Annotated in this window: 18 protein-coding genes; all 18 read left to right on the top strand. The window is 37.4% G+C overall.

The window, feature by feature from the left end:
• Positions 1-124: 124 nt before the first annotated feature.
• The 18 genes from acsn021_RS19300 to acsn021_RS19210 all read left to right on the top strand — a co-directional run bounded on the left by acsn021_RS19300 (position 125) and on the right by acsn021_RS19210 (position 22,040).
• The gene (locus acsn021_RS19300) at positions 125-1,633 is read left to right on the top strand and encodes a sugar ABC transporter ATP-binding protein (protein ID WP_184093169.1); all 1,509 of its coding nucleotides are present in this window, start codon (positions 125-127) and stop codon (positions 1,631-1,633) included.
• Positions 1,634-1,647: 14 nt separating this feature from the next.
• Positions 1,648-2,652: an ABC transporter permease gene (locus acsn021_RS19295; RefSeq protein ID WP_184093168.1), complete on the top strand. Its 1,005-nt coding sequence runs from the start codon at positions 1,648-1,650 to the stop codon at positions 2,650-2,652.
• A gap of 60 nt (positions 2,653-2,712) precedes the next feature.
• A complete protein-coding gene (locus acsn021_RS19290) occupies positions 2,713-4,032 on the top strand; it encodes an S-layer protein (RefSeq protein WP_184093167.1) in 1,320 nt (439 codons plus the stop codon).
• A gap of 42 nt (positions 4,033-4,074) precedes the next feature.
• Positions 4,075-5,109, top strand: a complete 1,035-nt coding sequence (locus acsn021_RS19285; protein WP_184093166.1) for an ABC transporter permease subunit — start codon at positions 4,075-4,077, stop codon at positions 5,107-5,109.
• Positions 5,110-5,199: 90 nt separating this feature from the next.
• On the top strand, positions 5,200-6,699 hold the full coding sequence (locus acsn021_RS19280; protein ID WP_184093165.1) for a sulfatase: 1,500 nt from the start codon (positions 5,200-5,202) through the stop codon (positions 6,697-6,699).
• Positions 6,700-6,744: 45 nt separating this feature from the next.
• The gene (locus tag acsn021_RS19275) at positions 6,745-8,253 is read left to right on the top strand and encodes a sulfatase (protein ID WP_184093164.1); all 1,509 of its coding nucleotides are present in this window, start codon (positions 6,745-6,747) and stop codon (positions 8,251-8,253) included.
• Positions 8,254-8,611: 358 nt separating this feature from the next.
• Positions 8,612-10,090 (top strand): sulfatase-like hydrolase/transferase, encoded by a 1,479-nt coding sequence (locus acsn021_RS19270; protein WP_184093163.1) that lies wholly within the window; start codon positions 8,612-8,614, stop codon positions 10,088-10,090.
• 25 nt (positions 10,091-10,115) lie between these two features.
• A complete protein-coding gene (locus acsn021_RS19265; protein WP_184093162.1) occupies positions 10,116-11,225 on the top strand; it encodes an anaerobic sulfatase maturase in 1,110 nt (369 codons plus the stop codon).
• A 20-nt stretch (positions 11,226-11,245) separates the two neighbouring features.
• Positions 11,246-12,031: a sulfite exporter TauE/SafE family protein gene (locus acsn021_RS19260; protein WP_184093161.1), complete on the top strand. Its 786-nt coding sequence runs from the start codon at positions 11,246-11,248 to the stop codon at positions 12,029-12,031.
• A 92-nt stretch (positions 12,032-12,123) separates the two neighbouring features.
• The gene (locus acsn021_RS19255) at positions 12,124-14,250 is read left to right on the top strand and encodes a methyl-accepting chemotaxis protein (RefSeq protein ID WP_184093160.1); all 2,127 of its coding nucleotides are present in this window, start codon (positions 12,124-12,126) and stop codon (positions 14,248-14,250) included.
• A 270-nt stretch (positions 14,251-14,520) separates the two neighbouring features.
• Positions 14,521-14,940: a hypothetical protein gene (locus acsn021_RS19250; RefSeq protein WP_184093159.1), complete on the top strand. Its 420-nt coding sequence runs from the start codon at positions 14,521-14,523 to the stop codon at positions 14,938-14,940.
• A complete protein-coding gene (locus acsn021_RS19245) occupies positions 14,940-15,989 on the top strand; it encodes a hypothetical protein (protein WP_184093158.1) in 1,050 nt (349 codons plus the stop codon). Before acsn021_RS19250 ends, acsn021_RS19245 begins: the two co-directional genes overlap by 1 nt.
• A 115-nt stretch (positions 15,990-16,104) precedes the next feature.
• The gene (gene cdaA, locus acsn021_RS19240; protein ID WP_184093157.1) at positions 16,105-16,986 is read left to right on the top strand and encodes a diadenylate cyclase CdaA; all 882 of its coding nucleotides are present in this window, start codon (positions 16,105-16,107) and stop codon (positions 16,984-16,986) included.
• Between the two features lie 216 nt (positions 16,987-17,202).
• Positions 17,203-18,423: a CdaR family protein gene (locus acsn021_RS19235; RefSeq protein ID WP_184093156.1), complete on the top strand. Its 1,221-nt coding sequence runs from the start codon at positions 17,203-17,205 to the stop codon at positions 18,421-18,423.
• A gap of 143 nt (positions 18,424-18,566) precedes the next feature.
• Positions 18,567-18,854, top strand: a complete 288-nt coding sequence (locus acsn021_RS19230; protein ID WP_184093155.1) for an HPr family phosphocarrier protein — start codon at positions 18,567-18,569, stop codon at positions 18,852-18,854.
• 318 nt (positions 18,855-19,172) lie between these two features.
• Complete coding sequence (tagD, locus tag acsn021_RS19220; protein WP_184093154.1) at positions 19,173-19,571, top strand: glycerol-3-phosphate cytidylyltransferase; 399 nt, start codon at positions 19,173-19,175, stop codon at positions 19,569-19,571.
• 29 nt (positions 19,572-19,600) lie between these two features.
• On the top strand, positions 19,601-20,812 hold the full coding sequence (locus acsn021_RS19215; RefSeq protein ID WP_184093153.1) for a CDP-glycerol glycerophosphotransferase family protein: 1,212 nt from the start codon (positions 19,601-19,603) through the stop codon (positions 20,810-20,812).
• A 58-nt stretch (positions 20,813-20,870) separates the two neighbouring features.
• Positions 20,871-22,040: a glycosyltransferase family protein gene (locus tag acsn021_RS19210; RefSeq protein ID WP_184093152.1), complete on the top strand. Its 1,170-nt coding sequence runs from the start codon at positions 20,871-20,873 to the stop codon at positions 22,038-22,040.
• Positions 22,041-22,055: the final 15 nt, after the last annotated feature.

Here is a 22,055-nt window from a genome sequence, read left to right as displayed (position 1 = left end):
ATATGATAGCTGACATCTTGAATTTTATAGTGAAGAACTGAAAATTTTTTTATAATTCATGTATGACGATTCAGTTTGATTTACTTATCGTTTGAAGTTCAATCTGAAGAAGGGAGAAAACAACATGTCAGCAAAAGGTGAGGTTCTGTTTGAAGTAAAAGACATGTGTAAAAATTTTGGAGTGACGGTAGCTCTTAAATCTGTGGATATCACCATAAAGCGCGGAGAAATTAGGGGACTCATTGGTGAAAACGGGTCGGGTAAATCTACAGTTTCTTCCATTATTGCAGGAATACAGCCAGCGACCAGCGGTGAAATGTATTACAAAGGAAAGCCTTGGAAGCCAGAAAATGCTTTGGAAGCTGTTAGTAACGGAATTGGGATGATTGTGCAGGAAGCCGGCACAATTGACAATGTCACAGTTGCGGAAAATATTTTTCTTGGTAATTATCAGCCATTTAAGAGAGGTATGTTTATAAGTCGGTCAAAGATGAATGCAGAAGCAAAGAAAGCGTTGGATAAGATTGGTGCATCCCATATTAATCCTGCATATCCTACCCACTTATATGACATGCAGGAACGCAAACTCATTGAGATTGCACGAACCATGTATAATAATCCGGACCTTTTTGTGGTAGATGAAACGACAACCGCTCTGTCGCAAAAAGGAAGGAATCTTCTATATACACTGATGCATAAAGCCGCAGCGGAAAATAAAGCAGTTGTCTTTATCAGCCATGATTTGGACGAATTGATAGAACATTGCGACACACTTACCATTCTAAGGGACGGTGTTATCATTGATAACATAGAGAAAGCCGACTATGAAGAAAATGATATTAAGCATAAAATGGTAGGTCGTGAGATTAAAGGAAATTATTACCGTGTTGATACGGATGGATTTGGTGAAGAGGTTGTTCTTAAGGCAGATTGCATTACTACAATGAAAGACCTGCTGTGCTTTGACCTGGAATTACATAAAGGTGAGATATTGGGAATCGGTGGACTTTCTGACTGCGGTATGCATGAACTTGGACGTGCACTTTATGGTTTGGAGGAAGTGGTGGACGGTAAAGTTGTAATTACACAGTCCGATGTGGTTGTAAAAAGTCCTCAGATTGCTTTTAAAAACGGAATGGGGTATGTCTCCAAGAATCGTGATACAGAGTCTTTGGAACTGAACGCGTCCATCGGTGCCAATATACAAAGTACCGGCTATAAGAAAAACCGCTTGTTTGGTTCTATTATGTCAAGTAAAAAAGAAAAAGAATATGCGATGCTTCAAGTGGATGCCCTAGCCATTAAATGTGTAAATATACTCCAGCCGGTAAAGGCAATGTCAGGAGGAAATAAGCAAAAAGTAGTATTTGGTAAATGGATTGCAGACGATGCGGATATATTGATTCTGGATTGTCCGACCCGTGGGGTGGATATTGGTGTAAAAGCGTCTATGTATCGACTAATATATGAAATGAAAAAAAAGGGTAAATCAATCGTAATGATTAGTGAAGAAATGCCCGAGCTTATTGGTATGGCTGACCGTATACTTATTTTAAAAGACGGAACGTTAAACGGGGAATTTTATCGCAAGGAATCCTACAACGAACATCAACTGATTGAAAGTATGATTTAAGAAAGGTGAGTAATATGTCAGATACTGAAATTATGAAAGGCGCGCCCCGTCTTAGCCTGACGGATCGTGTCAGTATTGTTAAAAATAACCCTTCTTTTTCCTTTACATTTCCGATTGTAGTTCTTCTTCTGATTATTTCAGTTTTTGGAGCTGCAACAGGAGGAGATTTCTTTGGAAAAAATATATTCGTAGGTATATTTAACCAGGCCATTATTATCGGTACCATGGCTACGGCAGTTTCATTTATATATACAACGGGAAATCTAGATATTTCTGTAGGAAATACCATGGCCCTGTCCGCAACCATTGGAGCGTTAGTATATAATTTGACGGGAAATGCGAATCTAATGGTCGTTTCGGCAATTATTTCCGGTATACTGCTCATGCTGTTTAATTGTACAATGAGTGTTATATTCGGAGTAAAATCTATTACAGTGGCTATAGTTATGATACAGTTGTACAGTGCAATTGTAAGCAATATTTTAGGACCGGAGACTTTGAAAGTTGATTATGCAATGTGTAAAATAATGGAGAATGCTGGCTTCCGGTATGCTGCATTTATAATATATTTTATATTGTGTTTTATTGTATTCCATTTAACATCAGCCGGACGGGAACTACGCTTCATCGGCGGCAATGAAATCTGTGCGAATCAGACTGGGATGAATGCCAATAAGGCAAAGTATATCAGTTTCTTTATGGCTGGTATCGGAGTTGGACTGGCGGCGGTATTTACTATAATACGTACAGGTTCGGTTAGTACCGAGGTTGGAAACGGAATGGGAATGGATGTTATGCTTGCCACTGTATTGGGAGGAATGTCTATTTTTGGCGGAGCAAAATCCAACTCCTATGCAGGACTTCTCGGAGCCTTGACAGTTTCCGCTCTGAATAAGGGATTATTGATGGTCGGTATTTCACCTACGGTAATCCAGGGAGTACGAGGAGCAGTATTCCTGCTGCTTGTATATATGAATAGTGAACGCCCCCAGACCTTGCCGACAAGACAGCAGGTGTAGGACAAGAGATTTTTTTATAAGGTAGCAATAAAATTTTATATAAAAGAAAGGGAGAAAAGTATGAAAAAAAGAATTTTGGCATTGGCTTTAATAGCAGCTATGGGCTTTAGTTTGGTTGCCTGCGGCAAAAGAAATACCGGTGATAATAATACAGCGGTGGAAACAGGTAAAGAAACGACAGAAACAGAACAGACAAGCGGAACTGATAAACAACAAAAGACGCCCCAGGATTTTAAGACTTTTAAAATCGGTGTCTGTGAACCTCAAGCCATTGATGAGGTAGTAATTCGTCGTGATTATTATGAAAACTATCTAGCAAAAAAATATAATGTAGAATTTATATTTTCCGAACAAGTAAAAGATACGGATGATGAATTAAGCTTTATTGAGAATTGTGCTGATCTGGGTGCCGATGCGATTATCAGCTACCGTTCAGAAGATGCCAATCAAATGGTTCAGGTATGCCAGGAATATGGCATGGCTTATGTAATAAATAACCAGCGTTCAGCAATAGTAGAAGAGGCTTTTACAGGAGGCTATGAGAACTTTTCAGGTTCCTTCGCCGCTGACCAGCCATATGTTGGAAGCTTGTTTAAGCAATGGCTGACAAATAATGCTTCCGATGACGGAAGTGAAGGTTTCCTAATTACTTCTTCCCTAGCATATAAAGGGAACACACAGCATTCAGAGTGTACGGAAGCCGTTTTATCAGCACTTCAGGAGAAGTATGGTCTGACTTATGAAGACACAATTAAAAATCTTGCAGTTGTATCCGCACCAATTGAGGTTGCAAATGATAAAAATATAAAGATTTATATTTATCCGGGTGTTTCATCACAAAACGAAGGTTGGCTGGCTGGTGTCAGTACGGCTCTGCAAACAGGAAATTACGGCGTATTTATTCAGTCCGGACAATCCTTTACTGAAACAGCGGTTGTTGTTGATGAAGTAGAGAAGGCATTTAAAAAAGATATTAAAGTAGCTTCGGTAGCGTCCATTTCAAATTCGCTTTTGAATGCATTTAATACAAAAGATTCTTTTGGTAATACTTCGGTTAATATGGCATCGGTAAAATCAACCAGTCTTGTAAGTAGCATGGCGTTTGTAAAGGTATATAATGCATTAACTGGTTATAGCAATTTGAATGTGCAGTCAAGTGGTGAACCGTCAGAATTACTGTTTAAAATGTGGGCAATTGAGAATCCGGAGCAGATGAATACATTGTCTAATTGGGATGTGGCAGGAGGTAATAAGTGGATTGTGGATTATAATGTAATTGACCAGGCGCTTGGTATCTATCAACCAGACTTGACTTATGAGGCAATCCAATCGGTCTATGACAATGTTAGCTATGATGAAGCAAAATCCCGTCTTGAATAAACAAGCCATATTTTTGTTATTATTTGAAGGAAGGAAACATTCATGAATCATAAAACAGTTAGTTATAAATTACAAAGTGTGCTGAAATTAATCATATTGCCGGTTGCTGTGTATATAATATTTGAAATCATTGACAGATTGGTAACTGGTAAGGGAGTAATCAGTTCTAAGGCCGATTTGCGAGTGCTTTTCCGTACAGTCATTACCTGCTATTGCTTTGCCATGGCTCTTAATTGTAATTTACTTTTGGGGCGTATGGATCTCTCCGCTGGTGCACAGATGTTTATGGGATGTATCTTTGGAGGAAATATTGCCCTGCAGTTTAATTTGGGAGGCATAGGTATTCTTGTATTAAGTATAGTAATCGGAGCATTATGCGGACTTTTAGTGGGAGTTTTATTTGTCAATATGCGTATTCTTCCAATGGTACTTGGCATTGGTATGACACTGATTTTTGAATGTTTTTCTTTTGGTGCTTATAACCAGCAGGGACTTATGCTGTATGGGAAAAAAAATGTTGAGATTTTATCTAACCTAACGTTTATATTATTAGTAGCAATCCTGCTTATTCTCGTCATGACCTTTTTGTTCCAGCACAGTACCTTTGGTTACAGCCGCCGAGCGATTCAGGGAAGTCAGAAATTGGCAGCGGATTCAGGTATTAATATTTTTAAAAACTGTATTTTATGTTATGTACTTGCAGGTGCGCTGGTTGCCTGTGCGGGCGTTTTTGATACCGCTTATAAAGGAACATTAACACCAGGTTTGGGTATGAGCAGCAATGGCAGTGTATTCAGTAATATGTTCCCGATGTTCTTGGGTATCTGGCTTGGATCCTTTGTCAGAAACCCAGTAATCGGTGTTCTTGGAGGTGCAGTAAGTGTAAAATTGTTGACTTTAGGGCTTTCCAAACTGGCATTGGGAGGAAGTACTCAAAACATTATTATCTATTCCTTGTTTTTAATCTTCATGATTTACCGCACGAATTCCAGTAAAATGGAATATCTTAAGAAAAAGAAAGTGCGGATTAAACTAGCCCAGGAAACCAGACGGGAAAGACATCTCCAAATTACATAAATAATCGGATGCTGTAAATAAGATAATTTACAGCATCCCCTTTAGATAACAAATACTTATTAACTTGTAATATAGAAAAGGAGTCTAAAAATGCGAGCTATTATGATTATGTACGATTCTCTTCGCCGGGATATTCTATCCTGTTATGGTGAGACAGCAATTCGCATGCCGAATTTTGAACGCCTGGCAAAGCATACGGTTACCTTTGATAATAGTTATGTCTGCAGTCTGCCATGTATGCCGGCAAGGCGTGAGTTACACACAGGTCGCCCTAATTTTTTACACCGCAGCTGGGGTCCGATAGAACCGTTTGATGATTCTATGCCGGAGATATTAAAAAAGGCGGGAATTCATACACATCTTACAACGGATCATTATCATTATTTACAGGATGGTGGTGCGACCTATCATAATCGTTATTCCACCTGGGAATGCTTTCGTGGGCAGGAAACGGATACCTGGGTTGGCAATTGTGCTGAGAGACCAACGGAATATTCCCCGCAATTGTTAAATCATCATGTACAGTCAGAACCACTAAAGACCATGAGAAAAAAAGGTGGTTGGCAGAACATGGACAACCGAATGCTACATAGGGGAGAAGAAAACTATCCTCAGTCCCATACGTTTGATAACGGTATCGATTTCATTACTCGTAATGTGTCTTACGACAATTGGTTTGTCCAGATTGAAACCTTTGACCCGCATGAACCTTTTGATTCTCCGGATAATTACCTGAGCCATTGGTTTGATCCTGACAATACATTTGAGAAGGATTGGCCGCCATATGCACAAGTAACAGAGGATGCTAAAACCATTGAGAATATGCGTAAGAAGTATTATTCTCTGGTAGAGTTTTGTGATAAAAGCCTTGGAAGAGTACTGTATATTATGGACAAGTACAATATGTGGAAAGATACGATGCTAATCGTAAATACAGATCATGGTTTCAGTCTTGCTGAGCATAACTGGTGGGGGAAAAGTACCATGCCGGAATACAATGAAATTGCCCATACTCCATTCTTCCTATGGGATCCCCGCAGCAGAGTTTCTGGTGTGCACAGGAAGGCATTGGTGCAGACCATTGATATTGCGCCAACCCTACTTGACTTTTTTCAGATTCCTATTCCTAAGGATATGCTGGGGAAATCTCTTAAATATGCAGTAGAAGCAGACGAAGAAGTTCGTGAATTTGGTATGTTTGGAATACATGGCGGACCAATTAATATTACGGACGGCCGGTATGTATATATGAGGGCGGTGCGTACTCCAGATACAAAAGTGGACGAGTACACCCTAATGCCTACACACATGACCATGCCTTTTTCTGTAACAGAAATGCAGGGAGCTGAACTAACAGAAGGTTTTACTTTTACCAAAGGCTGTAAAGTTTTACGTATACCTGTAACACCCCGAGGAGCGGATAAAATAGATAAGGATTTACTGTTTGATTTAGAGATGGATTCTAAACAAGAGAATCCCGTTGAGTTGCCTGAGATTGAGAGACGTATGACGAAAGCGCTGACCTTACTTTTGAAGGATAACGAGGCTCCTAGTGCCGTCTATAAGAGATTTGGGTTGTTGCAGCCTTAACATAGTAGTACCAAATATAAACCTATAAAGCGAGGAGAGTAAATTTTGAAAATTCTATTGATTGATTGTGATACTTTAAGACCGGATCATTTGGGCTGCTATGGTTATCCGAGGCCTACTTCTCCCTTTATTGATTCCATTGCGCAGGATGGGGTGCGTTATAATGATTATTACTGCTCAGATGCTCCTTGCCTGCCTTCGCGGGCAGCCTTGGTGACCGGGAAGTTCGGAATACATACCGGAGTAGTCGGACATGGAGGAACTGCCGCAGACATGAGGCTTGATGGTACTGGACGCATTATGATGGATGGAAACTCAAGAGATAATCTTCCGGCTGTATTAAAGCGTTACGGAATGCATACTGTATCCGTTAGTTCTTTTCCGGAGCGTCATGGAGCATGGTGGTTCAACGCAGGTTTTAACGAATGTTATAATGTTGGAAAAAGAGGATTGGAAACTGCAGATGAGGTCACACCATTTGCCCTGGACTGGCTTGCGTGCAATAAAAACAAAGAGGACTGGTTTATGCATGTCCATTATTGGGATCCTCATACACCGTACCGCACGCCTCTAGAAGAAGGCAATCCCTTTGAAGACATGCCGCTTCCTCAGGAAAAATGGATGAATGAAGATATATTGAACGAGCATAGGGAAAAGGAAGTGGGTCCTCACAGTGCAAGGGAACTGTCCATGTATGATGATGCAGTAACCCCTAGATTTCCCAGACAGCTTGGACAAATCCGAACGATGAAAGACTATAAGAAAAACATGGATGATTATGATACGGGTATCTGGTATATGGATAAACATATTGGCAAAATTCTTGAATGGTTGAAGGCAGAAGGTATCTATGAAGAAACGGCTATTATTGTAACAGCTGACCATGGTGAAAGCCTAGGCGAGCTTGGAGAATATGATGAGCATGGCTCAGCGGATTATTCCACCACTCATATCCCAATGATTATTAAGTGGCCGGGTGCGGCAAAGAATGCGGTATCAAACGGTTTGCACTATAATCTGGATTTACTTCCTACCTTAAAGGAATTGCTAGGACCACTTCCGGCACATAATATATCAGAAAAGATAGTCGGAATTTTTGAAGAACCGAAATATGATGGTATCAGTTATGCAGAGACGCTTAAGGAAGGTAAGGACGGTGGAAGAGAGTATCTTGTAGTTAGCCAGTGTGCTCATGTTTGCCAGAGATCTGTGAGATTTGAGGATTGGATGTATATCAGAAATTATCATGACGGGTATCATTTACATCCGGAAGAGATGCTGTTTAACATCACAGAGGATCCGTACGAGTTACATGATCTTGCGAAAGAAAAACCGGAGTTATGCCATAAGGGTACTTATTTATTGGACAAATGGTATACGGAAAATATGAAAAAGATGGTGCATCGGTGTCAGACTGACCCGCTGTGGACGGTACTTGCAGAGGGTGGACCCTTTCACTGCAAAGGGCATTTACCAGAGTACATTAAGCGTCTCAATGAAACCGGAAGAAGCTGGGCGGCAGAAGAATTGGAGAAGAGACACCCCGAGATATGAGATAGGAAGTGATAGAGGAAAGCAAATATATGAATTTGGTTTCAACCTGAAAAAATATACCTTTAGGAAATAATCTGACAGGTCATTATAATTTAGGAACTTAAAAAACAGAGGGCTTTTAACTTTGTTCTTTAAGTTCCTATTTTTTTGCAATTTCGTCTTTTTTGGAACACAAAGTATCTTAAAGTTACAAGACTTAATTTATGCAAACTTTAAAAGAGGTCGGAAATATGATACAACAGACCATTAAATTGAAAGCAACAATGGAAATCCTAATTTATAATTATAGTAAATGGTCTGATATAAAATTATTTGAAACGCACGGTCTGTTTTAAAGCAGTTTAATTTGGAGGCAAAGATGAAAGACATATTAATTTTTATGAGTGATCAGCACAGCCCTCTGTTTTCTGAGTGGGGGAGTGAGAGGGTGGATACCCCCAATTTAATGCGTTTAAGAGATGAAGGAACATCTTTTGAGGCTGCATATACATCCTGTCCCCTTTGTGTTCCGGCAAGAATGTCAATGATGTCAGGGCTTATACCTGGGAAAACGGGGGTTTTTACCAATAATGATACGCTAAGCAGTCAGATACCTTGCTTTACTCATGCCTTGGCGGCAGCCGGTTATGAAACGGTTTTGATTGGCCGGATGCATTTTGTAGGTACCGACCAGCGTCATGGGTTTACAAAAAGATTGGCTGCGGATATGACACCTACAGGATGGAATAGACCGGTCGAACAGCTCAAAAAGGAGAGAGGTGACTTTGCAAAAACTTTTGGGGAGCCTTGGTGTACAGATGTTGTCGGTGCCGGAGAATCTCCGGTACTACATTACGATGAACAGATTGTGCAGACAGCCCTTGCATATTTAGACCAAGAGCATGAAAAGCCCCAGTTTATTATAGTTGGCACATATGGCCCTCATTTTCCTTATGTTGCCCCAGAAGAGCTTTATTTGAAATATTCAGACAGGGTAAGTATACCAAAGTTTTTTAACAACATTCCGGATTACATGGAGGGTTTTGAACTTCTGAAAAACCACTGCAATCATGAAGTGACTGAAAATACGGTAAGAGGTGTTTATGCTGCATATTGTGGAATGGTAGAGAAAATGGACAGTCAGATAGGACAAGTCAGAGATGCATTTTTATCCTATGCCAGAAAGAAGAAAAATGGACATGTCTTTGGGTATCTATCCGATCATGGAGATCAAGCTGGTGAAAGACGGATATTTGGGAAACAGACATTTTTTGAAAAATCCGTGAGAATACCCATGATTTTTGAGGGTACGGATATAAGAGCCGGAAAGAAAATTATATCGCCGGTTAGTATTTTAGATCTTGCTCCAACGTTATGTGATTTAGCTGAAACTGCCTTTTGTGAAGAAGCAGATGGTAAAAGCTTAAAACAACTATTGACTCAAGAGGGAGCAGAGGATTATGAGAGGGTCGTAATCAGCCAATTTACAGATAGCTATAAGGAGAAAATTCATTATGGTATTATGCTCCGGTATAGGGAATGTAAGTTTATATCCTATCATGGGTATGAGAGATTTGATTTATTGTTTGATTTAAAGAACGATCCTGAGGAAACAGTTAATATAATAGAAAAATTTCCAAAGCTGAGGGAATGGTTTGTAAACATTGCGGGTTTATATGGAAAACCTGAAGAAATTGAGACTGAGCAATATAGACGGGCACGTAACTTAAAATGGTTTCAGTATTACGAGAAAGTCACCGGTTGGAAAGAAAAAGAACGTTGGACAGAGAATCCCCCAAGTGCAAGAGGAGAACTTAAGATTATTGCCAATTTCAAAAAGGGGAAGATAAATAGATAGATTCTTTAGGAAAAGAGGGTAAAAGATGCCGCCAATGAGTGTATTAATCAAGCCGTCTTCAGGCAATTGTAACTTACGATGTAAATACTGTTTTTATTATGATACCATGTCGAAACGGTTAAATCCTTCTTTTGGATTCATGACGGAAGATACGTTGGAATATGTGATAAAAAATGTACTTGCCTTTGCACAAGGGGAATGTTCCATTGCATATCAGGGAGGAGAACCTACTCTAATTGGTCTTGAATTTTATAAAAAATCAATTGAATTACAGGATAAATATAATGTAAATCATGTAAAAATCTACAATTCTATTCAGACAAATGGTTATAACTGTGATAAAAGTTGGGCTGAATTCTTTGTACAGAATCATTTTCTGGTAGGCTTGTCCTTGGATGGTATCCAAAAGGTTCATAATCTCTACAGGGTAAACACTAAAGGAGAAGGAAGTTTTTACAAGGTTATGGAATCAATTAAGCTGTTTAAAAAACATGGTGTTCAATTTAATATTTTATCTGTTGTAAATGGAAAATCGGCCCTGTCTCTTGAACATAACTATGAGTTCTATAAAAGACACAAATTAAAATTCCTTCAGTTTATTGCATGTCTTGATCCTATAGGAGAAGAACCCGGGAAATTGGAATATTCTCTTACGCCGGAGCTGTATGGTGAATTTTTAATTAAACTTTTCAATCTATGGTATAAGGATTTGTTGAACGGGGAACAGCCCTATATTCGCCAGTTTGAGAACTATATTGCTATTTTGCTTGGTTCACATCCGGAGTCCTGCGATATGCGGGGAACCTGTGGGAAACAGTACGTGGTTGAGGCGGATGGCTCTGTTTATCCATGTGATTTTTACGTGTTGGAACAATATTGTCTTGGTAATTTCCGTGAAAATAGTGCAGTGGAGATTGATGAGGCAAGAAAAAAGATGGGATTTATAGAACAATCCTATACTCACCATGTGAAGTGTAAGGTGTGTAAGTATTATTTCGTATGCCGGAGTGGCTGTAAAAGAAACCGCCAGACGGAAGAACCATATCAACAATATTTTTGTAAGTCATATCAGATGTTTTTTGATGCATGTCTTCCGAAAATGATGGAAATCGCAATGAATATACAAAAAAACTAATACACAGAGGAGAAAAGTATATGTATCTTATATTTTTCCTGATATGCTTTATTGCTTCCGTTCTTGGAGCTATTTGCGGAATTGGAGGAGGAATTATAATTAAGCCGGTGCTGGATGCTTTTGGCGTAATAAGTGTTACAACAATAAGTTTTTTATCTGGTTGTACCGTACTTTCTATGGCGGGCTATACGTTTATACGATCAAGGCTGGAAGGTGTATCGGATATTAATGTAAAGACAGGAACACCGTTAGCTATCGGAGCAGCTTTTGGTGGTATAGCAGGTAAAGAGCTATTTGAAAGCTTGGTATCCATATGCACCGATAAAAACATGATAGGAGCAATACAGGCTGTATGCTTGTTTATTATTACAATAGGAACTTTAGTTTATTCTTTGCATAAAGCAAGAATCAATACATATCAAATGACGAGCCCAATCATGTGCTTACTATTAGGCAGTATACTAGGTATGTTGTCATCATTTCTGGGAATTGGAGGAGGGCCCGTTAATCTGGTAGTTTTATACTATTTCTTTTCTATGTCTACAAAGGTGGCAGCTGAAAATTCTTTGTATATTATATTGTTTTCTCAGATTACAAGTTTAATAAGTACAGTATTATCAGGAAATATACCCAACTTTCCGCTTGTTTTACTGGTTCTGATGATAGCGGCGGGCATAGCCGGTGGTGTATGTGGAAGGAATTTGAATAAAAAAATAAATGATAAATTGATTGATAAATTGTGTGTTTATATGATGATTTTTTTGATTGGCATTAATCTTTACAACATATGGAAATACCTGCAATAAATATTAATACATAACGTATCGATTCTAGAATTCTATAGGGGAAGACAACTATTATATCTTAATATCTTTATCTTACAAAGGAGAAATATGATATGAAGAAATTGGGAGCAAGGTATCAGGTTAAGGGGAAAGAGAAGAAAGGCCTATTCCAGAACAGTGGAGTTAATAGTACGAAGAAAGAAAGTGCAGCTATAATACATTTTGCTTCCATTCGGGTAAAACTGATATTGGCCTTTTTAGTGCCGGTTCTCTTTATCATTCTTCTCGGTACCGCATCTTTTAACAAAGCGGCTCAGGGGATACGCAGCAGCTATGAGCAAGCTGCCGGACAGGCTATAAATATGGCGACTCAGTATTTAGCGTTTGGTGCAAATTCCATTAAGACATTATCGAACCAGTATATTAATGATAATGAGATAAATGAATATTTTTTCGGGTTTAGGGGAAATGACACGCTGGAAAGTAATAGTTATCATAGGAATCTGAATAATTCTGCCTCAACAAAGGTTTCCGCAGATGATTTTATCTCCAATATTATAATTATTTCTGATAAAGTAAAATCAGTGACAACGTTAAAAAAACAGAAGGATAATATCTATGCCGGCTTTTTGGAAACAGAATTGGGTAAGGAGCTATTTGATTCAAAGACTTCTTATTGGATTGGGAGCAATGCGTACCTGGATGAAAAATTGGAAGTAGGCCCTGATAGCTATTCGTTAAGGTTTATTAGAAAGCTTGGGGGAACGGATGCTTTAATTGTAATAGATATGGATATGAATACCGTTCGGGATATACTAAAAAGTATGGAATTTGATAGAACAGGTACGATAGGACTGATTACAGGAGATGGAAAAGAAATCATTTCAGGAAATCAAGATAATAATTCAGATACAGTGTTCGCTGATAAAGCCTTTTATAAAGAGGCGGTTACATCGCTTGATACAAGTGGAGCGTATTATGTAAGTATTGATGGAAAAGATAACTTATTTATCTATTCAAAACTTGGTGAAACAGGGAGTATAGTATGTGGATTAATACCCAAAGGTACCATAATGAGTCAGGCAGATGGGATTAAGTATCTTACTGTAATAATTGTAATTATAGCCTGTGTTCTTGCCGTTTTCACGGGATTATTTATATCAATGGGAATAGATAAGACAATTAAGAACATTATAGAGAAATTAAAAATGGCAGCAAGCGGAGATTTGACAGTGGATTTTAGTACCAAACGAAGGGATGAATTTAAAATTCTGACAGATGAAATCAATCATACATTTTCGAATATGAAAGCATTAATTGGTCAAGTAAAAGAAATGAGCAAAGATGTATCAGAGGCCGCTACGGATGTTACAAAAACTTCAGGCAATTTTTTAAAGACAACCCAAAGCATATCAACTGCAATGAATGATATTGAAAAAGGTATCACGCAACAAGCAGAGGGTGCGGAGGAATGTCTGAAACAAATGGACAGACTTTCTAATAAAATAGTACAGACAGGCGTAAATACGGATGAAATAGGAAGAATAGCAGAAGGTACGAAGAGGCAGATTCAGGAAGGAACAATTGTAACCGGGGAACTGAATCAGCAGACCAAGTCAACGAGTATGATTACAACAGGTATCGTAAGGGGAATTGAAGAACTAAACAGGAAATCAATCTCAATTGAATCAATTATCAAGGTTATTAATGATATCTCAAGCCAGACAAATCTACTGTCATTAAATGCATCCATTGAAGCAGCAAGAGCTGGGGAGCTAGGAAGAGGTTTTGCAGTTGTGGCAGATGAAATAAGAAAACTGGCTGAACAAACGGGGCAATCGGTAAATGATATAAAAGATATCATAGAATCGATTCAGGACAATACAAAGGAACTTGTAATTTCAGCCAAAAGTGTTGAAAATGTATTGGAACTTCAGGAGAATGCCGTCAGGAATACAACCGAATCCTATCAGGGCATAAATAATAGTGTGGATAACCTAATGCTACACTTAAATAGTATTATTGAAAATGTAGATAATGTAGAGGAAGCAAGAAACAGTACTCTGGGTGCCATAGAAAACATTTCAGCAGTGCTAGAGGAAATTGCTGCTGCAAGCAGTAATGTCACTCAAATATCTGAAAGTCAGTTGCAATCAGTAGAGTCACTAAATCAATCTGCCGGTAAGTTGAACCAGAATTCAGAGCAACTGGTGCAGGAGGTACAAAGATTTGTGATATAGAAGTTATATAATGTAGGAGCCTGCCAGGAAAGACGGACGGAATATATGTCGTCTCTGGCAGGTTTTATTTTTTTGGGCTACATTAACATAACAAATAATGCGTTTATAGGTTGCAAATGGTAGATTTGTACAAACTATTAAGCACAACTTAAGAAAAAAAATACTCATTCTTAAAAAATAAGGCTCGAAAATAATTAGACAATATGTTATAATGTATGATAATACTGTGAAAAATACAAATAGTACGAGATAGTAAGCGGAGGTACGAAAATGTTAAATGACAGAAAGATTAGGCTCATGACCAAACTTGCCTTGTATGAGCAAAAAGAAGGCAAAGAGGACATTAAGATGGCTAAGTACTTCAAAACTGACTATGTCAGATTGCAGGTTCTTAAAACCGTCATTAGTGTTACGTTTGGTTATGCACTAATCCTGCTGATGATTGGTCTGTATCATGCTGAGTATATTATAAGCAAAGTTGTAACGTTTAACTTTGTAAGGCTTGGGCAATATATATTAGGTTTTTACATTATAATCATGGCTATATATATAACAGGCGCTATAATAGGATATTCATTAAAGTATAATAACTCCAGGAAGTATCTATCGAAATATTACAAATCACTAAAGAGACTAAGTAATATTTATCGGGAAGATATTACGGATGATTATTTGGGAGGAAACAAATAATGATGACACTTTTAGTGCTCAGATCAAGGCTGCGAAGTCTTTATCAAAAATATGAGCTATATATTAATCCAATTGTTAAATTTGTAATAGCCTTGATTGTATTTCAGACAATTAATTCTGCTCTTGGTTATGACAGCAGGCTGAAACAATTACCGGTGGTTCTTGCAATATCTCTGTTAAGTGCATTTACACCATCTTCTATTCTGGTATTGTTAGCAGGTTTATTTTCCGTAGGACATATCTATTCAATTTCCATAATACTGGCAGCAATTATTGTTATTTTATTTGCAATTATGTATTGTCTGTTCCTTCGGTTTACCCCTAATCTTGGATATGCTGTATTAGCTGTACCCATACTTTTTTTCTTAAAGATACCATACGTTATACCCATTTTGCTTGGGCTATTTGCTACACCTTTGTCAGTTATACCGATTGGTTGCGGCGTTGTTGTTTATTACCTGTTTGAAGTGTTAAAGGAAGCAACAGCTATGCAGGTAACTGTCAGTTTAGAGGATACACTACAGTTATATACGTATGTTATAGACAGTTTGTTCAAAAGCCAGCAGCTTTATATGACTATCATAATTTTCTCGCTGGTTACTATTGTAACTTTTATAGTCAGACGCATGAAATTTGACTATGCGAGAGAAGGTGCAGTGGCAGCAGGAAGTTTGACCTGTATTATCGGTTTTCTTATCAGTGATTTGAGATTAGATGTATCCAATCAGATAGGTGCCATGATACTGGGAACATTAGTATCCGGAATTTTTGCAATAATTATTCAGTTTTTTCGTCTGGCCTTAGACTATACGGGAGTAGAACATGTTCAGTTTGAAGATGAAGATTATTATTATTATGTGAAAGCTGTTCCAAAAATAAATGTAACTGCACCTCAGATTAATGTTAAAAGGTTTAATACCCAAAGAAATGCAGGGCTTAGCGGTCGTATTAACAAAGAAATGCTGGAAGATGAAGAAGATGATTATGATGATGAATATGAAGGTTACGATGAGGCAGATACTAATAGTAAGGGCAGCAGTGTGAAATAACAATTTGTAAAGTAAAAACAATTTCACACGCAGATTTAAGACAGTGTCTCATCTGCAAACAGATGGACATACAATGTGAGCTAACGTGTAATAATACTAGGTAGGCAGGTGTTTTATGGAGACGATAATTAATTTTTTTGAAAATTACGTAGCTTGGCTCTCCTTTCCCAGGATTCAGGTGACGGATATCATTGAAATATTAATGATAGCCTTTGCTATATACCATGTCATTGTTTGGGTGAAGCAGACAAGGGCTTGGATGCTGGTAAAGGGGCTTATTGTACTGTTAATTTTATGGTTAATTGCCTCTATATTAAACCTGAATGTTATTTTATGGATATTTTTTAAGAGCATTAATGTAGGAATTACCGCTGTTATTATTGTGTTCCAGCCTGAGTTTAGAAAAGCTCTGGAGCAGTTAGGTCAGAATAATTTAGTAATGCCTTTGTTTAACCTAAATGAATCAAAGGATAAAAATGAAAGATTTTCAGACCAGACAGTTGCAGGTATTGTAAAAGCTACCTTTGATTTAGCGAAAACAAAAACTGGCGCATTAATCGTGATAGAAAAGGAAATACCTCTTAATGAATTCGAAAAAACAGGAATAGCAATTGATTCCCTGGTAAGCAGTCAGTTATTAATTAATATATTTGAACACAATACGCCTTTACATGATGGGGCAGTTATTATTAGGAATAACCGGCTTGCGGCAGCAACCTGTTATCTGCCTCTTACGGATAATCTGCATGTAAGTAAGGATTTGGGAACCAGACATCGTGCCGGCATAGGTGTAAGCGAAGCTAGCGATTGTCTGACTGTTATTGTATCAGAGGAAACCGGTAAAGTATCTATAGCCATCGGCGGAACCTTAATTAGGAATGTTGATGGAGATTATCTTCGAAATAAACTCATTGCTATACAGAATAAGCCGGTTGAAGGAAATAATAAGAAGGTAAAGCTGTGGAAAGGTAGAACTAAGATTACGAAAAAATCTTAATTTCAAACGAACTTCTAGCATTTAAGAATATAATTATTGAAAGACTAGAGTTCACCATAGAATAATTAATGCCATTTTGGCGGCAAATGAAAGGTTGAAAGAAAATAAGTATAAGAAAGGATGCCACTTCTCTTCTTTCAGCCAGCGGAATTTATTTCGCATGATTATATTGTGGCAATATCACAACTTTGCATGTGATATGCAATGGGTATAAGAATGAAGGAAAAGTTGACAAAAAACTTAGGACTTAAAATTCTATCCCTGTTTATGGCAATATTACTCTGGATTGTAATTTTGAATGTGGAGGATCCGGTTGTAACTGGTGAATGGAATGATATTCAGGTAACCAAGATTAATGAAAATGTCCTTGGCCAGAAAGATAAAGTTTATGATGTTATCTCAGGGGATACGGTAGATGTGACTGTAAAAGCGAAGAGGTCTATTATTGAATCTTTAAGACCTTCTGATTTTCAAGCAATTGCTGATTTATCTGAGCTGTCAATTGTCAATGCGGTTCCCATAGTAGTAACCATACCAAAATATGGTGAGGCTGTTGAGATAAAGCAGAATACGTTAACCATGAAAGTTAGTCTTGAGAATTTAAAGACAGAGCAATTTCGGATAGATGTGGTGACAAAAGGAACTGTTACGGAAGGATATTATGCAAAAGACAAAACTTCTAGTCCTAATATAATACAAGTGTCCGGTGCAGAATCTGTTGTCAACAAAATAAAAGAGGTTGTAGTAGAGGTAAATGTCTCTAACAAAAGGGAATCCTACGAAGAAGAGGCAATACCTAAGGTTTATGATAAAAATGGATCCTTAATGGACTCCAGCAATTTGACTTTAAATTACGAAAGTGTTATGGTTTCTGTTAATATGCTTCAGACCAAAACAGTACCTCTCATCATTAATTTAAAGGGAACCCCTTACAATGGTTATAAATATAGTGATTTTAAATATGAACCAAAGAAAGTGGTCATTGCCGGACAGCCGGAGGAACTTGATAAGGTTAAATATATCAGTGGTGAATATAATATTGACTATAAAAGGACTGATATTGAAGAAGAGGTTAATATTACAGATTTCATTAAAAACGATGTCATTTTAATAGATGAGAATCAAAGTGCTGTAATAAACATAAATATAGAAAAGCTAGATACGAAAGATATTAGTTATAAATCAAATGAGATAGAGCTGAGGAATTTGCCGGAAGATTTAAATGCTACATTAAATGTGGAGGAATTTGTTGATGTAGTGGTATACGGGGAAGCAGAAGCATTGGCAGCATTGAGCAAATACAGCCTGCATCCCTACATAGATTTTGCAGATACCAAGGCAGGAACCAAGATTTTTCAAATCCAGTTTAGTCCTCCTGAGGAGATTTATCTATCCAATCCGAGTATAAGTGTAACACTGGAAAATTCCAGTGGATAGCGTATAGCAATGCCTTGCATCTGTAAGAAGATTAGACATGTAATGTGATTAGGAAAGCTATGACGAAGGTGGGGTAAGAGTTTCATAACCTTGCAGGGGGAATACATAAAAATAACCAAAGGCGGTTTATAGGAGGTAGCAATATGGTAAGTAGTAAGGTTGTGGTCAAGAATCCTACTGGTCTGCATTTGCGTCCGGCGGGAGTATTGTGTAAAACGGCTATTGAATTCCATTCAAAGATTAGCATTAGGTTCAAAGAAGCAACAGCCAATGCGAAAAGTGTTCTAGGTGTGCTTGGAGCATGTATCAAATCAGGTGATGAAATAGAACTGATATGCGAAGGTGAAGATGAAGAAGAGGCACTTACAACTCTTGTGAAAGCCATAGAAAGTGGCCTTGGTGAAGAACTGCCGGATGAAACAGGCAGGTAACTGTATCATACAACTACTGACAGCAATTAAGAGTACCGCAGTCAAGCTTTATGTATGGTTGGAATTGGGTAGAAAAAATAAGATACTTTTTTCAACACCAAGATTTGTACGTGTGCTTAAGCACACAGATGAGAGTTAATATGAATAATTAAGCATAATTTACACCCTGTCTATGGCATGCGGTGGGAGCTGTATGAAACAAAGATATTTGGTTAGGATAGTTAGGAGGATACAATGCTGTGTAAATTCGCAGTTTGTGTCCTCTGTTTTACGATAAATTTTTAATAAAATAACCCAAGAGAAAGGTGATATGACGAAATGAAAAAAGTAATAACATACGGAACCTATGATTTGATTCATGTGGGACATGTTAATTTGTTAAGAAGAGCAAGAGAATTGGGAGACTATTTAATCGTGGTATTATCCTCTGATGAATTTAATACTATAAAACATAAGACGGCATATCATTCCTATGAAGACAGAAAGATTATCTTAGAGGCGATTAAATATGTTGATGAGGTAATACCTGAATATACATGGGAGCAAAAGATTAAGGATGTGGTTGACAACCAAGTAGATATATTCGTAATGGGAGATGACTGGAAAGGTCAGTTTGACTTCTTAAAAGAGTATTGTGAGGTTGTATATTTGCCGAGGACAGAAGGGATATCAACAACAAAGATTAAGGATGATTTGAATTTAGGAAATAAAAAATAGTATTTAAAAATTCATAATGGAGCAAATGAATGGATATCCCAAGTATAAAACATAAGCTGAAAAAAGCGATTAAAAAAGTTAAGAAAAAAATGAAAAAAATTATTATTCTTTTATACAGAATAGAGATTAAAATTTTACCTGTTAATAAAAAGATAATAGTATTTGAAAGTAATATGGGGCGGAACTACACCGGAAACCCCAAGGCAGTATATGAAGAAATGGTCAGAACAGGTTTGGATAAAAAATATAGATGTTATATAATCTTAGACAACATAAACACACCAATTCCTGGAAGCGCCAAGAAGTTAAGGAGAACAAGGGTTAAGTATTTCTTTCTTATGGGCATAGCAGGAATATGGGTAAGTGATTCCCGAATGCCAAAGTATATTATAAAGCGCGAAGGGGTACATTACATTCAAACCTGGCATGGTACACCTTTAAAAAAACTTGCACTAGACATGGATTCGGTAAATATGGCGGGTGATACGAACATAGAACGCTACAAGAAGAATTTCTATGATAATACTAGAACTTGGGATTATCTGATTTCTCAAAACAACTATTCTACAGAAATATTTAAAAGGGCTTTTGCCTTCGATAAAAAGGTATTGGAGATAGGATATCCTCGTAATGATATCCTGTTTTATGGAAACAATGAAGCGTATATTAGTGACATAAAACAAAAATTTGGTCTTCCGGAAGATAAGAAAATTCTTCTTTATGCACCTACTTGGCGGGATAACGAATATTATGAAAAAGGATCCTATAAATTTAGTAATGCCATGGATTTTGATAAACTGATGGAGAAGCTGGGAGAAGAGTACGTATGCATAGTGAAGTATCATTATCTGGTGAAAGAAAATTTGGATTGGTCACCATATAAGGGGTTTGTGTACGAATTTAATATGTGTGAGGATATTGCCATGCTGTATTTGGCAGCAGATATGCTGATTACGGATTATTCCTCTGTCATGTTTGATTATTCCTTATTAAGAAGGCCAATGTTGTTTTTTACTTACGATTTGGAGAATTACAAAGACAATTTAAGAGGCTTTTATTTTGACTTCTTAGAGGAAGCCCCCGGACCAGTGGTACGTACTACGGAAGAATTAATTGATTCCATCCTTGAGTATAAGAAGGATACTTATAGAGAAAAATGTGAAGCCTTTTATACGAAATATAACCACGCTGACAATGGAAAAGCCTCAGAAGCAGTGGTTGAGTTAATACAGAACATATAAGAATGCAGTCATCCTGCTATATGAACTAAACATAAGGTGGAAAAGGAGAATGTCTGGCATGATAAATAAGTGGAAGAGTATCCTAAAGATTAAAGGTAAGGGAATATACCATAATATACAGTCAACTGTTGAAAAAAAAATGGTGAATTACCGTTTAGAGAATTATAATACAACAGTTGTAATAAATAAAAAACCTGAAAAAATAGAAAAGATAACCTTCGTTATCGAACGCATGGCTAAGCATAGCGGCGGACAAACCTCTATTTTAAGGCTTGGTACAGAATTATCAAAGTTAGGTTATCAGGTGGGTTATGTAGTTTATAAATACCAGACAAAATCTGATATGGAGGAATGTGCAAGATGTAATTTAAGTAATTATCAGGGTGAGATGTATACCAATAAATATTTGGATAAGCTAAAATCGGATGTTGTAATAGCAAGTTCCTGGGATACAGTGGCTTTTGCAAAGGGAATGAAAGGGTATAAGATGTATTTTCTTCAGGATTATGAACCCTATTTTTATCCTTTTGGAGAACTGTTTTTGCTAGCTCAAAAAACGTATGAACAGGGGCTTCATATGGTGAGTCTTGGTTCCTGGAATAAAGAAATGGTTGAGAAAAATTGCAATATAGTATCTCCCTTGGATTGCGTTGAGTTTCCTTATGAGAGAAAAGAATATCCTTTGTCTGCCAGAAACTATCAGGAATATCCGAAGAAAAAAGAAATCGTACTGGCGGTATATTTAAAATACTATGGCAAAAGGCTGCCAAGTATAACTCAATACATGCTTAAACGGGTCAAGGATGAATTTTTAAAGGATGGTATAACTTTATCTGTAAAATATTTTGGTGAAGATAAAAGCTTTCATACGGAAGCTGGTGAGAACCTGGGTATGCTGACTAAAGGAAAACTTTTGGCTTTATATAAAAAGGCGGATTTCGGGATGGTTGCTTCTATGAGCAATGTTTCCTTAATTCCATATGAAATGCTTGCCACAGGCTTGCCGTTAATAGAATTTGAAGATGGTACGTTTTCATATTTTTTCCCTGAAAACAGCGCTCTTTTAACTTCTTTGGACCCTATGGATTTATATAAGAAACTAAAAGATGCTATATTACATCCGGAGGTACTTAAGAAGATGCATGAAACCTCTTATTGTTATCTTGAAACCTTAAGCTGGGAAAAGACGGCTAAGCAATTTTCTGATATATTGAAAGGGATTTTATAGTTAAGAGAAGGAAAG

The organism is Anaerocolumna cellulosilytica (genome assembly GCF_014218335.1).
In the GTDB taxonomy this organism is placed as follows: Bacteria; Bacillota; Clostridia; order Lachnospirales; family Lachnospiraceae; genus Anaerocolumna; species Anaerocolumna cellulosilytica.
The sequence above is the reverse complement of the archived record's forward strand: the minus strand, read 5'-3'. Positions and strand labels throughout refer to the sequence as shown.

Coding starts and splice junctions, on each gene's coding strand:
- acsn021_RS19300 (WP_184093169.1), top strand. CDS start 125: ATGTCAGCAAAAGGTGAGGTTCTGTTTGAAGTAAAAGACATGTGTAAA.
- acsn021_RS19295 (WP_184093168.1), top strand. CDS start 1,648: ATGTCAGATACTGAAATTATGAAAGGCGCGCCCCGTCTTAGCCTGACG.
- acsn021_RS19290 (WP_184093167.1), top strand. CDS start 2,713: ATGAAAAAAAGAATTTTGGCATTGGCTTTAATAGCAGCTATGGGCTTT.
- acsn021_RS19285 (WP_184093166.1), top strand. CDS start 4,075: ATGAATCATAAAACAGTTAGTTATAAATTACAAAGTGTGCTGAAATTA.
- acsn021_RS19280 (WP_184093165.1), top strand. CDS start 5,200: ATGCGAGCTATTATGATTATGTACGATTCTCTTCGCCGGGATATTCTA.
- acsn021_RS19270 (WP_184093163.1), top strand. CDS start 8,612: ATGAAAGACATATTAATTTTTATGAGTGATCAGCACAGCCCTCTGTTT.
- acsn021_RS19265 (WP_184093162.1), top strand. CDS start 10,116: ATGCCGCCAATGAGTGTATTAATCAAGCCGTCTTCAGGCAATTGTAAC.
- acsn021_RS19260 (WP_184093161.1), top strand. CDS start 11,246: ATGTATCTTATATTTTTCCTGATATGCTTTATTGCTTCCGTTCTTGGA.
- acsn021_RS19255 (WP_184093160.1), top strand. CDS start 12,124: ATGAAGAAATTGGGAGCAAGGTATCAGGTTAAGGGGAAAGAGAAGAAA.
- acsn021_RS19250 (WP_184093159.1), top strand. CDS start 14,521: ATGTTAAATGACAGAAAGATTAGGCTCATGACCAAACTTGCCTTGTAT.
- acsn021_RS19245 (WP_184093158.1), top strand. CDS start 14,940: ATGATGACACTTTTAGTGCTCAGATCAAGGCTGCGAAGTCTTTATCAA.
- cdaA (WP_184093157.1), top strand. CDS start 16,105: ATGGAGACGATAATTAATTTTTTTGAAAATTACGTAGCTTGGCTCTCC.
- acsn021_RS19235 (WP_184093156.1), top strand. CDS start 17,203: ATGAAGGAAAAGTTGACAAAAAACTTAGGACTTAAAATTCTATCCCTG.
- acsn021_RS19230 (WP_184093155.1), top strand. CDS start 18,567: ATGGTAAGTAGTAAGGTTGTGGTCAAGAATCCTACTGGTCTGCATTTG.
- tagD (WP_184093154.1), top strand. CDS start 19,173: ATGAAAAAAGTAATAACATACGGAACCTATGATTTGATTCATGTGGGA.
- acsn021_RS19215 (WP_184093153.1), top strand. CDS start 19,601: ATGGATATCCCAAGTATAAAACATAAGCTGAAAAAAGCGATTAAAAAA.
- acsn021_RS19210 (WP_184093152.1), top strand. CDS start 20,871: ATGATAAATAAGTGGAAGAGTATCCTAAAGATTAAAGGTAAGGGAATA.